This is a genomic window from Rossellomorea sp. DUT-2 (genome assembly GCF_052665285.1).
This window is the reverse complement of record NZ_JBQPEO010000002.1, coordinates 542899-556714: the sequence shown is the minus strand read 5'-3', so window position 1 is coordinate 556714 and position 13816 is coordinate 542899. Positions and strand designations below refer to the sequence as shown.

The window sequence follows — 13816 nt, the reverse complement described above, 5'->3', positions numbered from 1 at the left end:
GTAGGTGACTGGATTGAAAAGTGAGCATAATTTCGTCATTGAATACGAAGATGGATCTATCGCGGATATGGATGAGTTAGGATTGTGGGTTGAATCCTTTCATATCTACTCTCCAAACGTGGAGCGAAAATATTCCCAAATCCAGGGGCGAGATGGAGCGGTTCAGACTTCAAGCAGATTAACCACAAGAAAAATAGACATCTCTTTTCAGGTTGAAACGGAGAGCCCTGAAGAATTAGATACCTTAAAGCACACCATATTCCACACCTTCTATCGAAAAAAACAATTCAAAATCATTCGGGATTTGATCCCAACTAAGTTTCTATTTGCTGTACAAGAAGGAGAATATGATTTTGATAACATTACAGAGAGTGATGCGGACTTTTCCATCACTCTCACGATGTTGGACCCATTCATCTATGGACAAAAACGGACAGCGGTTATAGAGAACCCCACTGCCCCGTTTGTACTAAGAAACTACGGAATGGAGGAAACCCCTCCAGACTTTACAATAGAATTATCAGGTCCAACAACTCTCCTAGATATCATAGGAGATGAGGATTACATGAGAATTGGCCGACCGGCTACTGTTGACGATGTCACCTTCAAAGAATATGAAAATGTATTCAATGAAGACGGCTTCATTTTAACCGATTGGACAACTGCTTTATTTACACCCGACGGAGGAACTAAATCCGGAACTATGGGGGTTGATAGCGGAAACTTTATAGCAACTAGTTTTGGCTCAGGTACCAATTGGCATGGCCCCACTTTGGCGAAATCACTAAATGGAAGTGTGGTCATCCCAGACTTCAAAGTGAGAGCGTACTTTAATGTAGGGTCAAATCCAAGTCAAAGAGCTAGAACAGAAGTCTATTTATTAGACACTGCTTCAAATGTTATAGGGAAAGTGGCAGCCGTTCTTCGAAAGTCCTCCGGGGAAGTTGATGTAGAAATCGCACTCCGTAACGGATCAAATGTTCATTATGTTGTATCGATGGATTGGACCTATAAAGAGTTCTTTGGATATATGGACATTATCAAGAAGGGAAAGGAATTTACATTCTATATAGCGCAGCAGGGCTATAGAGCAGACGGTAGTGTTTATACAAGACACAAACCCAAATTCACTTTTGAGGATGATAACAGTGAGTTCCAAAAAAGTTTAGCAGCTATCGGGATGCATATTGGAACTCATAGTAATTACCCCACACCGTCTAAAGCTAACATACGAAAAATTGAAGTTGAAAAGATTAATAGCCAACCAGAAGGTATCCCTTTCATTGGAACAACAGGAGACATTTTCGAGTTTTTCAATGGAGAATCCAAAATATATAAGAATGGCGATCTATTCTTCGGTAAGGACTTTGGAGCGCGATTTTTCCACCTGAGACCAGGAGAGAATGTCTTTCTTGCAAATCCACCTGAAGTCATACGTGAAATACGTGCGGAATGGAGGGATAAAGGTACATGAGTTCAAGAAACTTAATACACATTCTTCACCACCAAAGGGACGAAATTATTGGGTGGATTGATGAAGTTTACACAGATAGTCACCATCAGCATTTGGGGTTTGATGAAAAAGAACAATATGACTTTGAGGTATCGGCTTTTGCCAGAGATGTTGAAAAAATCCAAAGTCGTAGTAGATTCATTATTCCAGGTGAAGATAAAGGAATCTATCATGAATTTATATTGTGGGAATCAAGAGACGACACAGAGAAAAATATAAAAGAGTTTCGCACCTACCCATCGTATAAAGACATGAATAATTTAAAGTCTATCCCTGCTCAAGTATTAGAAGGGCAAACCATTAGGAGTGCAGCAAATTACGTTCTTGAAGGTTTAATCTGGGAAATTGGGACTGTTGAATATAGCGGTATCCGGAAATGGGTAATTGAAAAACAATTAGATGGATTTGATGCCTTGGTAGCTCTTTCTTCGCTATTCGATTGCGAGCTACGTTTTCGGATTGAGATAAATGGAAACAAGGTAACGGGCCGTTATGTAGATTTCTTGAAAAGGCAGGGAGAAGACCAAGGGAACGAGATTGAATTTCATAAAGATCTGATTGGGATCAGAAGAACCGTTAATAACGATAAGCTTGTGACGGCCCTACTTTGTATAGGACCAGAACAAGATAATGGGGAAAGGTTAACGGTTACAGTCAAAGATGAGGCAGCCTTTCAAAATTGGAATTGGAGAGGTCAACATCTGATTCAAACGTATGAACCTCAATCTATTAATGAAGATACGACTGAAGAGGAACTAATACAGCTAGGTGAGACGGAGTTAAAGAAACGAATCAGTGCAGCTGTCCAATATGAAGTTTCCGCAGAATCTTTACAAAGGTGGCGTCTAGGAGACACCGCCAGAATAAAGGATGAACGTTTTAACCCTCCGATGTATTTAGAATCGAGGGTTATTTCTATCTTCAGATCAATCTTTGATGATTCTCAAAAAGACTTTACTTTAGGTGAGGTAATAGAGCATAAAATAGAGGACATATTCCGTGTCTGGAAAGACCTTCAGGCTCTATATGGAACAAAGGTTATCAAATCACCATATCCTCCAAGAGGGAGAAGTAATATCATTTGGATTCAAACTGGTGGAAGTGTTGAAATTGCTCACACATGGAATCCTGAAATAAATAAGTGGGTACCGACCGGTGGGAGCTTATACACATGGGTCATGTATGCGGATAACCAACATGGTGCGGGAATATCATCTTCTCCAGTAGGTAAATCCTATGTGGGATTTGCCTACAATAAAACAGAAGAGACTCCTTCTATGAATCCAATTGAATATGAATGGATGTTGCTAAAAGGAGACCAAGGTGTTCCGGGACTGCCGGGCGAAGAGGGGCAACCGACATATACATGGATTAAGTATGCTGATGATGCTAGTGGAAATGGTATTAGTGACAATCCCACTGGCAAAAAGTATGTTGGTCTATCTCCTAATCAATCGACAGAAACAGAGAGTAATGACCCACTTCACTATAAATGGGTTCTAGTCAAAGGTGAGAAGGGGGATAAAGGTGATATTGGACCTCAAGGACCTACTGGACTGCAAGGCATACAGGGACCTAAGGGAGACCAAGGGATTAAAGGAGCCACGGGAGCTGACGGTAGAACGTCTTACACTCACATAGCTTATGCGAATAATTCCACGGGTACAAGTGGATTCTCAGTAAGTGATTCTAATGGTAAATCATATATTGGTATGTACACTGACTTCTCATCAACCGATAGCTTGAATCCTTCAATCTATAAATGGTCCTTAATTAAAGGAGCTGACGGATCACAAGGCATTCAAGGACCACCAGGCTCAAATGGACAGACCCCTTACTTTCATACAGCTTGGGCGAATAATTCTACTGGAACAAGTGAATTTTCTACCACAAGTGCTTTAGGTAAAACCTATATCGGCACCTATACAGATTTCACTTCTGCCGATTCTGAGGACCCGTCAAAGTATTCATGGGTACAAATTAAGGGAGATAAAGGTGATACCGGAGCGCCAGGACCTACTGGTCCAACAGGGCCTGGAGGATCTCAGGGGGAACCAGGCTTCAAATTGAATTGGGTAACTTCAGCGTATGGAAAAGTCGATGCTCAAGGTAGGATTTATAAAGAAGGTGGAACATCCTGGTATGAAGGTGCTTATTCAATTGAAAGTTATGTTGGTGGGTGTTTCTTAAGCTTTAAACCTGCCCAGACAAATAATTCAATTATGTTTGGGATCGATTCCTCAGCGGATACAGCAAACTATTACTATTACAACATGGATCATATGTTTTATCTAAAAAATGGTGGGACATTTGAGACCAGATATAATGGTGGAAATTCCATTGATCACGGATCTTACTCGGCAGGAGACAGTTTCGTCATTATTTATGATGGAGAAACCGTTAAGTATTATCATAATGGAAACCTTAAAAGAACTATAAGTAAGAGTCCAGATATTAGTTTCTCAGCGATGTTTTCTGGTTCCTCAAGTAAATCAAGTTATCAGATATATGACATATTCTTTTCTCCTTCTGGTTCAAGAGGTCCTAATGTGGTGGATGAACATACCACGTTTGGTGTTGATTGGTTAGAAGCAAATATGATCAAATCTTTGAATGGTTTAAACATAAATAATCAGTTCAAGGTTGATGGTTCTGGTAATGTATCATTTTCAGGACACCTAAACGGAGCAACAGGAAGCTTCTCAGGAAAGCTAAACTCCACTCAAATGGAGGTTGGTCCATTAAACAATGAGTCAGGGTCCCCAACTATTTTTGGACTTCAATATAACAATACTGCTGATGGTGGAAATACTTTCTACACGGACGGTATTATGGCTTTTGAAGGATGGGCTGGAGGGTTAACAATATATCATCGTAAAGACGGTGGAGGAGCAGATTATTTAACAAGATTTAATGTAAGTGCTAGGTCAATGGATTTAAAAGGTGGGCCATTTTCTTCTGACAGTATAAGTTCTAGAGGAAATATTGAGGCGTCAGAAAGGGTTGTATCGGGGAGTGACATCTACTTTAATAACAATGCTTTAATTGCTTCAGGAAGTGGTACAAACACTGACCACTTATGGCATGATGATGGGGCAAACGCTTGGCATTTTGTTTCCGATTCGAGTTATAAAGCTCCAGGCAATTCAAAACTATACGCAGGATCTTTAGTTTTCCCTAATGGTGTCGAGATAGATCCATCTAGTGGACATGCAAGATGGAAAGCCGGTAATGGAAACTATATTTATCAAAACGGATCGTCAACTGGTGATAGAAGAGGTTCAATGTATTTTTACTTTGACGACATCATTGGTGTTGAGATCTATAAGAAATTTGAAGATTATGGCCACATGGCTTTTGTGCTTGGCGAAACAACCATCCAAGGCTTAAACGGTTCAACACCTGCAGCACAGATACGAAATAGAGCTAACACTGCATACGCACGTATTGATGCATCAGATTTTAGGACTGTATCAGATGAGCGATTGAAAGAGAACATAATTGAGTTCGAGAAAAATGAGATTCTTCAAGAGTTTTTAAACATCACACCGAAACAATATAGTCTCATCACAGATGAAACACATACAATGAGGATTGGATTATCTGCCCAAGAAGCTCCAGAAGAGGTCAGAAGTGATTTTGGCGATGAGTTAGGTATTGACTTATATGCCATGAATACTTACCTCTGGAAAGTCTTACAGGAAGCCATAAAAGAAATCAATATGTTGAAACAGGGGTGGCATAGCCACATGAATTAGAAAGGAAGTTCTTATGGAACAAAAAACATTTACACTAGAGGAAAAGGTGATTCTACAGCTGCAAGCCAAGATTGGTCAACTAGAAGGTGATTTAGCTTTTTCAAGAGCTGAATTACAAGAATTTCATCAGAAGAATGCTGCCTTATCCCAAGAGGTTGCTAAGTATCAAGGGAGAACGAATTTTAAAGAAAATAAAGAACAAGTTTAAAGTCTTTTCATAAGTCTTTTTTATTTTTCAAATCGTGGTTTCTTTGATGAATTGACAGATTTAATAATGATGGTGGTTTGTAAAGTTGAATAAAGCAATCCTAAGAAAGTCAATATTATTCCACTTACAATGAAACGTTTTCTATTTAGTTCTTGACCTAAATGGGTGAAATAAAAGTGAACGAGTGTACAGAACATCATTAATAGTAATGAAGGTAATGTTTTCTTCATGTGGCTTTCTCCTTTGTTGAATTGATATAAATTTAGATTTCCCAATGACCTTGTAAGTATTCAATGGATGGCAGGAGGTGATCCCACTCATGACAAATAGAGAAGGGAGCAGTAGAAATGTCAAACACGGCGGAGGTACAGTATGAAATGAACCACTATGAAAAAGACATTGTTGAAATGAAGAGCGACATTAAAATACTTGAAAAAGAAGTCAGCGACCTTAAAAGCACAACTACAAGGCATGAGGAACAGATCACCACACTCAACAAAACACTTAACAAAATTGATGAAAATACAACTTGGATCAAAAGGAAAATTACTGGCGCGATTATTACGGCAATTAGCTCTGGAGTTATAGGAGGAGCAATTGCTATTTTTTATGGGTTTATTCAGAAATAGAGAGGGGATTTTTAAATGAAAAAAGACATTTTTACATTGCTAGGGGGCTTTCTTACCTCAGTCTTTTTATTTTTAGGAACAATAGGAGTCAGCTTTGATTGGTTCACGCAGACGAGCATTGATGCGTTTGTGTTCATGGCAGCTGCAGCAGGGTCATTAGTGCTAAACCTTTATGCAGTCTGGAAAAACACTCATGTGTGCAATCGAATAAAAAAGAATGTACTCAAGAAGCAGGAATTGATTAAGAAATAAGAGCTACCAATGAGGTGGCTTTTTTAATTTGAAAGGAGAGATATACATGATTTATGTAGTATTAAGAGACGCAGGGCATGGGTTATGGGATACACCTGGCAAGCGTACACCTTACATTAATTCATTAGGAAGAGCAATTCGCGAAAATGAGTTCAATGAACCTACAGCTCACTACTTTGAAGATGAACTGAAAAGGCACGGGGTCATTGTCCATGATATTTCTCCAGGAACAAATGACACTCCACTTACAAAAAGAACAAATGAGGCCAATCGATTGCTCAATCACTACATTCGTAAATACGGAGCATCCAACGTAAGAGTGGTATTAGTAAGCTTTCACTTTAATGCCTTTGATGGTTCTTTTTATGGTTCAAACCCAAGTGGTATTTCCGTTCATATTCAACCTGAGAGTAATCATGCAAGAAAGTTAGCTGAATGCGTAGGTAAATACCTTCGCAAAGGTACTAAGCAGGTATGGAGGGGAATTGTTGAGCAGAATCTTCATATCACTAGAGAATTTCAAGGTGTAGGAATTTTGACTGAGAACGGGTTCATGGATCATCCAGAAGAAGCCGATCTTATGCTGAACAAAGATTATCAAAAGGAAGTGGCTAGTGAGACAGCTCAAGGAGTACTAGAATACTTTGGACTAAAATACAAACCACTAAGGGATCCAGTAGCGGAACCACAACAAAAGGAGGAAGAAGAGATGATTAAAATGGCGGTAGTAGTATATTCAGATGCAGATTTAAGCGTGGGGTATGATTTGGCAAATGAAAAGAAGTGCGGACTCTATAACCGAAAGGCTTTAGCAAACGAAGAGATGAAAATTAACGAACTCATGGTGGTTGGTGGTCCGACTGAAGGACTGGAGAAGAAAACGAATCGTGTGATTCCTCTGTCTGGTAAAGATCGATGGGATACTCGTAAGAAAGTTATTCATTATTTAGGAAAGTAATGTGAATAAAGGAGAAGTACTTAGTGGATAATAAAATTACACCATCAAGAAATAGCATGGCTCATAAGTTAAGCCCTCTTCTAATGGAGAGGGCAATTTTGTCCTCTTGGTTATTATCCTCATCCCACTCAAATTTTCACTAACTACTCCAGCCTTCCTATAACCATATGATTCAAATGTACTTTCCCTGAATCTACCAGTATGGTAGAATTATATAGTATTTTCCATTTTAAGGAGGTATCGTATGAAAAAAGTATCGTTTGTATTATTTTCTATTATTTTAGTGATTAGTAGTATCGTTGTTTATCCGTTTTCTAGTGAAGCAGCAAGTGATTACACAAGACTTTCTGGAAGCACTAGGTTAGACACAGCTATTGAAGTTTCAAAAGAAGGGTGGCCAAATGGACTTACATCTTCTGAAAAAGCGGTTGTGTTAGCAAGAGCTGACAATCCGGCTGATGCATTAGCTTCAGCGAGTTTAGCTGGAGTGAAGGATGCTTCCATTCTACTTACATATCCAACAAAATTAGATCAATCTGTAGTAGACGAATTAAAACGTTTAGGTACTAAAAAGGTTTATTTGCTTGGTGGAGCTGCTGCTATCTCTGCTAATGTAGAAAACTCTCTAAGATCAAAGGGATATGATGTACAACGTGTAGCAGGTAAAAGTAGATTCGAAACTGCTTCTGAGATAAATAAAGTGGCAGGGACTTCGAAAGGTACCAAAGCAATTCTTGCTAATGGATACACTGTTGCCGATGCCCTATCTGCTTCCGCAGCATCCTCTATTAATCAAGTTCCTATTTACCTAACAGAAAAAAATCAACTTAGTGTGAATTTACCTTCTTCTATTAAACAAGTAGATGTATATGGAGGAGTAGGTGTTATTTCAACTAATGTTGAAAAAGAATTAAAGGCAAAAGGGATTTCAGTAAAACGAATTTCAGGAATCAATCGTTACGCAACAAGCGTAGCTGCAGCAGAAAATTTGAACATTAATTCAGATAACATAATTTTAGTTCGTGGAACGTCTTCATCTTCTACAAAACAAGATTATCCTGATGCAGTTGCTGCTTCTGGTTTAGCTAATAAAATGAATGCAAGAATACTCTTGATTCACCCAGAACATTCAGCCAGTGAAACAAAACAATATTTAAGCGATAAAACTCTTAATACATATGTATTAGGAGGAGAAAATGCGATTTCAACCAATGCCCTAAATGAATTAGGCTATGATTCTCCAGGGAGACTATTGGTGCATTTCATTGATGTAGGACAAGGTGATAGTATCTTCATTGAAATGCCTAATGGTAAGACGATGCTTGTTGATGGAGGTAAGAAATCAGCAGGTGATGAGGTTTTAAGTCACCTAAAGTCACAAGGAGTTAATAAGATTGATGTAATGGTCGCGACTCATCCAGATGCTGATCACATCGGAGGATTAATTGATGTTCTTAATGAGTTTCCAGTAGGTAAAGTAATCGATAGTGGAAAACCGCATACTTCAGAGACTTATCTAGAATATTTATCATTAATTGATCAGAAGAATATTCCCTTTAAGGTTGCAGCAGAAGGCGACTTTATTGAATTAGATCAGGCTGTAAACGTAGAAGTGCTGAATAGCGGTGCTAATAATACAGATAACAACGATGCTAGTGTCGTACTTATGGTATCTCATGAAGAAGTTGATTACTTGTTAACCGGAGATGCGGGAGTAGACGTAGAAGAACGTTTAATTCAAGAATATGACTTAGATGCCGAAGTACTGAAAGTAGGTCATCACGGCTCTTACACAAGCACATCACAAGCCTTTGTTGAAGCAGTAGACCCTATTTTTGGGATTCTATCTTACGGTGAAGGGAATCAGTACGGTCACCCCCACAGTGAAGTTTACAATAGATTAATGGACTATGGTGTAGATTTAATCTCTACAGTTAATGGTACAATAGAAATGTCTGACGATGGGGATTATATTTATATTGGCCAACAACCTACCAATCCCAATCCAGAGCCAACGCCAGAGCCGACTCCAGAACCAACTGCTGATGTTTCACTAACAGGCGTTAATCTGAGCACAGAGGTTGTAACAGTGAAAAATAATGGTAGCAATGACACTAACATGACAGGATGGACTTTAGTAAGTGCTGAAGGTAATCAAACCTTTAATTTTCCAGCAAACTTCATCCTTAAATCAGGGAGCTCAGTGCATATTACTTCTGGAGCGAATGCAATTAACAATCCTCCTACCTATTTAAAATGGACTGGAGCTTATATCTGGAATAATGCGGGAGATACTGCTAAACTATACAATTCTCAAGGAGAGTTAGTAAGTGAATATTAAAAAATACACATTGGATCAAATAGAAGGAAATAAAGCAACACTCCTTTTGAGATCAAATGAATCAGAGGAATTAATCGTTGATAAGGATATAGTACTTCCTGCAGAGGAAGGGGATATTCTTGAGGTTACTTTTTCAGAGACTAACGAAATACTGTCAACTAAGGTGTTAGCTAAGGAAACTTCAGCTGCTAAGCAAAAAGCTAATGATTTACTACAAAAACTTATCAATAAGAGTAAATAAACAAGAGCCCAACTCAATTGAGTTGGGCTCTTTACATTTCATGTATATGTTCTCCAAGTTAAAACTCAACAACGATCCTCAATAGAAGCCTTAGTCAAGCAAACTGTCACTAAAAAAAGAATACCTCTTTACGATTTCTTCAAAGGTTCCTTCATCAACTATTGGAAGGTTCTCATTGTCTGGGCAATCAAAGTGTAAAATGCTGTTGGCATAATTTAGAGCGACTTGATCTTGTGGTTGATAATATTCCTTACAGTGCACACATCTAATTTTATTCTTCAATATACTTCCTCCTTTACTTTGTTAATAAAATATTCAAGGAAGTGATACTATTTTCCTGCGCAAATTACAAATATATATGTAAAATTTACTATTTTATGTGTAGGAGCATTAAAAAGAACATCACACAAAGTGATGTTCAGGTTTTAATCTTATTCTGAAGCAATAGGAGAAGGTTGTTTTTCCCAATTAGTTGGACCCTCGTTTGGTTCAATGAATTTTCTCCAATACTCACCAGTTTGTTTATCATAAAGAATGATATTTTGTTCGTTCACTGGAACTAGTTCATATCTAGGTTCGTCTTTTGCAACAGAATCTTTCTGTAATGAATTCGAAATTAGCCAGGAACCTAACAGGATACAAACTCCTAAAAAACAAATAGATAAATACATTAGATTCTTACTCATGGTTGCCCTCCAAGATAAATAAATGTGATGTGAAAAAATGCACTTTAGTAAGAATAATTATTTCTAAACTGCTAATTTTTCTAAATCTTACATGAATTTTTTAAGTATTACAATAATTATTCCCGTAAGAATAATTATTCTTTTAGGAATATTTATACAATTCAAGAAACTAATGGATTATAATCGCTTTAGAGACTATTTAGGCCTAAATACCTCTATGTAAGTTCATTTTTGATTAAATTTACGCAGTTTTATTTCATATATGAAGTAAAGTAACTTTTTATCTTTTTATTAGAATTTGAGCGAATATAATACTATCAGTGAAAGGATGTTCAGTTTGAAATCATCGAAAATATTATTATCACTAGGTCTTGCATTATCACTTTCAAGTTTCTCTCTAAGCTCGGTAAGTGCACAAAAAAACCCGGATCTAAAAATTTCTGATCAGCCCAACGCTTGTCCGGAAGTAGGTTCATATACTACTTCTTATAGAAGTAAAACTACTTCAAGTAAAACAGATTTCACACACTATGCATATAATGGTAGTTCTAGTAATGACTCAGTCAGTCATTCAGTTGCAATTTCCCATCAGGCAACAGTATCACTAGGTGGAAAGGCATCTTTTGATGCTTTGGTAGCAGGTGCTGAAATTACTGCAAACGTGGGGTATGGATATAATAATACCAAAACAATAACTAAGACTTGGTCAATTCCAAAAGGAAGTTGGAAGTTAACTGCTGGAAGTAAATGGGTTAAGTCTACTGGGACTCGTTACTACATCTCCCCACCATGTAACCTAACTAATGGACAAACAACCACTGCAAACTATACTTATGCAACATGGAGTTCTAAAACTGAGCAATAAGAAAATAAATTTAGAAAACTCGATGAAGAAGTACATTCATTGGGTTTTCTTTTTAAAGGAAATGATCATTTTAGGGTCGGCTTATTTAAGAACTAAATTAAATACATATATAAATCTTTAAAATAACGGGGGAAATACACAAATGCTAAATTACACTAAAATGTTTGTGGTTATTCTTATGGTCATGTTTTCCTTACTAGGATGTTCAACTATAGAAAAATCTTCATCTTCTGATAACCAAACAAAAAAAGAAACGACAGCGACAGCCACAAATCAAGATAAAGCAGTAAGTCAACAAGAAGCACAGCCAAAACAGGATTTAGCACAAGCTCATCTGGATAACAGATACACATTAGAAAAAAAACTATTACCACCAAAATTTATTATCACAAATTTTGAGATTGCTTATGATGCTTCAAAAAAAGAAGTGAAATATCTAGTAGATTATTTAATGGATTTAGATATTTATGAGAGTATGACTAAAGGGAATCAAGAAATGTATTTTTCATTAGAATACCCTGAGAATGTGCATACAATTTATGAAACACCTTTCTCTACATTAGTAAAATCAGAAGAACCGATGAATAATAAAATGAATTACCAGGTCATAATTAAACAAAAAGTTGAATCAGATATAAGTCCACAAGAGGTAAATGATATTACGAATAATTTAGAGAAGTATAATTTACATATTGCAGACAAAGATAAAGACACAATAGCGATATTTGATGACATCATTGGTTTTATGGATTATGAACCTGGAGTTTCAAAATCTGAGCACATTGATGACACGAATTAATAAATGTTAATTAATTTCTAAGATCAATAAAAGGTCTTGAGTGGTTGATGTATTCCAGCAAACACAGTATTACCCCTTTTGATAATGAAGGGGTTTTTTTATTGTATGGTCCTACTATTATTACTGGTCATTTGGTCATTTCAACGATGCATACGAGAGATGCAAAAGGGGCGATTTATCGTTTAATGGAATTAGGAGTTGAGTGGCATGACATTGAACAGACGCTGCTGGCAGTTTCAGCCCAGAGATTACTAAGGTTAGTCTGTCCGGTTTGCAAAGCAGAGTGTGGTGGGAAGTGCCATCGGGTAAAGACTCTGAACATGGCATCTGTATATGAAATTGTAACCGGAAGTGCTTTGAAAGAAGTATTAAAGGAGGCGAAGGGGGAGTCTGTCCAGTATCAGTATCATACACTCCAGACTTTGATCAATAAGGGGGTGGCACTAGGATTTGTTTCAGAACTTGAATATAGGAAATGGGTACATGAAGAAAAGCGATGATCAAGGAAAGTTTCTTAAAAGACTTGGAGACCTTCTCCAAAAGGGGTATAGCTTTTCGGAAGCCATCGATTTTCTCTTGCTCCCTAAAGAAAAGAATACGATTAAATTAAAAAAGAGAATGATTGGATCCTTGCAAAAAGGAGAGTCCGTCTCTACGGTCATCAACAAACAGTTGAATATCCCGAGTCACGTCAGTGCACAGATTTATTTCGCTGAGCATCATGGTCAAATGGGCCACACTCTATCAGAGGCGGGAAAATATCTGATAAAAAGAAGGAAAAACCAGCAGAAAATACAACAAGTCATTCAGTATCCATTAATGCTCATCATCGTCTCGATATTTATGATGGTCTTACTTCGAAAAGTGCTATTTCCAAGATTTCAGTCTCTGTATACTTCTATTGGATATGAACCTTCAGCGAATCTAAATTACCTCATACTCTTCATCGAAAGCTTCCCAATGATTTTCAGTAGCTTTTTACTATCACTCATTATCTGCACCATATTATTCTTCCTGTTCAAAAAAAGAATTTCACCTATTAAAATATCAGTCACCCTATGCAAAATTCCTTATCTTTCAAATTATTTAAGGCTTAGTCACTCACACTTTTTTGCGAGGGAACTAAGCTTCCTTCTCACAAGCGGGGTATCCATCACAGAGTCCCTCCTCATCATTGAAAGTCAATCCTTCCGACCAACCCTACAATTCATTTCAAAAAAATTGATCAAAGGATTAAAAGAAGGGAAACCATTTCATGAATGTTTCTCCTCGCTTCCGTTTTTTCAAAAAGAGTTATCTTTTGTGGTGCATCACGGGCAATCCAATGGACGATTAGCAGAAGAGCTGCGACTTTATAGCGAGATATGCTTTCAAGAATTAGAGGAGAATACCAATGCACTGCTTAAATATATTCAGCCCATGATTTTCACTTTTGTAGGTCTATTCATCATGGCGATTTACTTCTCCATTATGATGCCGTTATTTCAGATGATGCAGGGGATTTAGAAAGATATCTGAAAATGGCCAATACCTGCAATTCCTTGAGACCACAGCTAATAAAATACA

Annotated in this window: 15 protein-coding genes; 12 read left to right on the top strand and 3 right to left on the bottom strand. The window is 37.4% G+C overall.

What is annotated here, in order from left to right; translation table 11 throughout:
- Nucleotides 1-13 precede the first annotated feature (13 nt).
- Genes ACOSV2_RS08560 through ACOSV2_RS08550 form a run of 3 tightly spaced genes read left to right on the top strand, consistent with a single transcriptional unit; the run spans nucleotide 14 to nucleotide 5479 of the window.
- Nucleotides 14-1474, top strand: coding sequence for a distal tail protein Dit (locus ACOSV2_RS08560; protein ID WP_428974746.1), 1461 nt, complete (start codon nucleotides 14-16; stop codon nucleotides 1472-1474).
- Nucleotides 1471-5271, top strand: a complete 3801-nt coding sequence (locus ACOSV2_RS08555) for a phage tail spike protein (protein ID WP_428974745.1) — start codon at nucleotides 1471-1473, stop codon at nucleotides 5269-5271. The genes ACOSV2_RS08560 and ACOSV2_RS08555 overlap by 4 nt, the downstream gene beginning before the upstream one ends.
- A 13-nt stretch (nucleotides 5272-5284) precedes the next feature.
- On the top strand, nucleotides 5285-5479 hold the full coding sequence (locus tag ACOSV2_RS08550) for a hypothetical protein (protein WP_428974744.1): 195 nt from the start codon (nucleotides 5285-5287) through the stop codon (nucleotides 5477-5479).
- A 20-nt stretch (nucleotides 5480-5499) separates the two neighbouring features.
- Here ACOSV2_RS08550 and ACOSV2_RS08545 read toward each other — a convergent pair whose 3' ends face one another.
- Nucleotides 5500-5709 (bottom strand): hypothetical protein, encoded by a 210-nt coding sequence (locus ACOSV2_RS08545; protein ID WP_148995671.1) that lies wholly within the window; start codon nucleotides 5707-5709, stop codon nucleotides 5500-5502.
- Between the two features lie 117 nt (nucleotides 5710-5826).
- Here ACOSV2_RS08545 and ACOSV2_RS08540 point away from each other — a divergent pair, with 117 nt between their 5' ends.
- The 5 genes from ACOSV2_RS08540 to ACOSV2_RS08520 all read left to right on the top strand — a co-directional run bounded on the left by ACOSV2_RS08540 (nucleotide 5827) and on the right by ACOSV2_RS08520 (nucleotide 9900).
- The gene (locus ACOSV2_RS08540) at nucleotides 5827-6108 is read left to right on the top strand and encodes a hemolysin XhlA family protein (protein WP_148995670.1); all 282 of its coding nucleotides are present in this window, start codon (nucleotides 5827-5829) and stop codon (nucleotides 6106-6108) included.
- A 15-nt stretch (nucleotides 6109-6123) separates the two neighbouring features.
- Nucleotides 6124-6360, top strand: coding sequence for a PTS mannose transporter subunit IID (locus tag ACOSV2_RS08535; protein ID WP_428974743.1), 237 nt, complete (start codon nucleotides 6124-6126; stop codon nucleotides 6358-6360).
- 46 nt (nucleotides 6361-6406) lie between these two features.
- Complete coding sequence (locus ACOSV2_RS08530) at nucleotides 6407-7318, top strand: N-acetylmuramoyl-L-alanine amidase (RefSeq protein WP_428974742.1); 912 nt, start codon at nucleotides 6407-6409, stop codon at nucleotides 7316-7318.
- 244 nt (nucleotides 7319-7562) lie between these two features.
- Complete coding sequence (locus tag ACOSV2_RS08525) at nucleotides 7563-9659, top strand: cell wall-binding repeat-containing protein (RefSeq protein ID WP_428974741.1); 2097 nt, start codon at nucleotides 7563-7565, stop codon at nucleotides 9657-9659.
- Nucleotides 9649-9900 carry a DUF3006 family protein gene (locus ACOSV2_RS08520; protein ID WP_428974740.1) on the top strand — a complete coding sequence of 84 codons (252 nt, stop codon included), beginning with the start codon at nucleotides 9649-9651 and terminating at the stop codon, nucleotides 9898-9900. The genes ACOSV2_RS08525 and ACOSV2_RS08520 overlap by 11 nt, the downstream gene beginning before the upstream one ends.
- A 90-nt stretch (nucleotides 9901-9990) precedes the next feature.
- Here ACOSV2_RS08520 and ACOSV2_RS08515 read toward each other — a convergent pair whose 3' ends face one another.
- Together ACOSV2_RS08515 and ACOSV2_RS08510 are read right to left on the bottom strand one after the other, a co-directional pair.
- Complete coding sequence (locus ACOSV2_RS08515; protein WP_148995666.1) at nucleotides 9991-10182, bottom strand: hypothetical protein; 192 nt, start codon at nucleotides 10180-10182, stop codon at nucleotides 9991-9993.
- 149 nt (nucleotides 10183-10331) lie between these two features.
- The gene (locus ACOSV2_RS08510; protein ID WP_428974739.1) at nucleotides 10332-10586 is read right to left on the bottom strand and encodes a hypothetical protein; all 255 of its coding nucleotides are present in this window, start codon (nucleotides 10584-10586) and stop codon (nucleotides 10332-10334) included.
- Between the two features lie 337 nt (nucleotides 10587-10923).
- Between ACOSV2_RS08510 and ACOSV2_RS08505 the strand changes: the two genes are divergently transcribed.
- The 4 genes from ACOSV2_RS08505 (at nucleotide 10924) to comGB (ending at nucleotide 13756) form a co-directional block, all read left to right on the top strand.
- Nucleotides 10924-11451, top strand: a complete 528-nt coding sequence (locus ACOSV2_RS08505) for a hypothetical protein (protein ID WP_428974738.1) — start codon at nucleotides 10924-10926, stop codon at nucleotides 11449-11451.
- Between the two features lie 142 nt (nucleotides 11452-11593).
- Nucleotides 11594-12250 (top strand): hypothetical protein, encoded by a 657-nt coding sequence (locus tag ACOSV2_RS08500; RefSeq protein WP_428974737.1) that lies wholly within the window; start codon nucleotides 11594-11596, stop codon nucleotides 12248-12250.
- Between the two features lie 101 nt (nucleotides 12251-12351).
- On the top strand, nucleotides 12352-12750 hold the full coding sequence (locus ACOSV2_RS08495; RefSeq protein ID WP_428974736.1) for an ATPase, T2SS/T4P/T4SS family: 399 nt from the start codon (nucleotides 12352-12354) through the stop codon (nucleotides 12748-12750).
- Nucleotides 12734-13756, top strand: a complete 1023-nt coding sequence (gene comGB, locus ACOSV2_RS08490) for a competence type IV pilus assembly protein ComGB (protein WP_428974735.1) — start codon at nucleotides 12734-12736, stop codon at nucleotides 13754-13756. Before ACOSV2_RS08495 ends, comGB begins: the two co-directional genes overlap by 17 nt.
- Nucleotides 13757-13816: the final 60 nt, after the last annotated feature.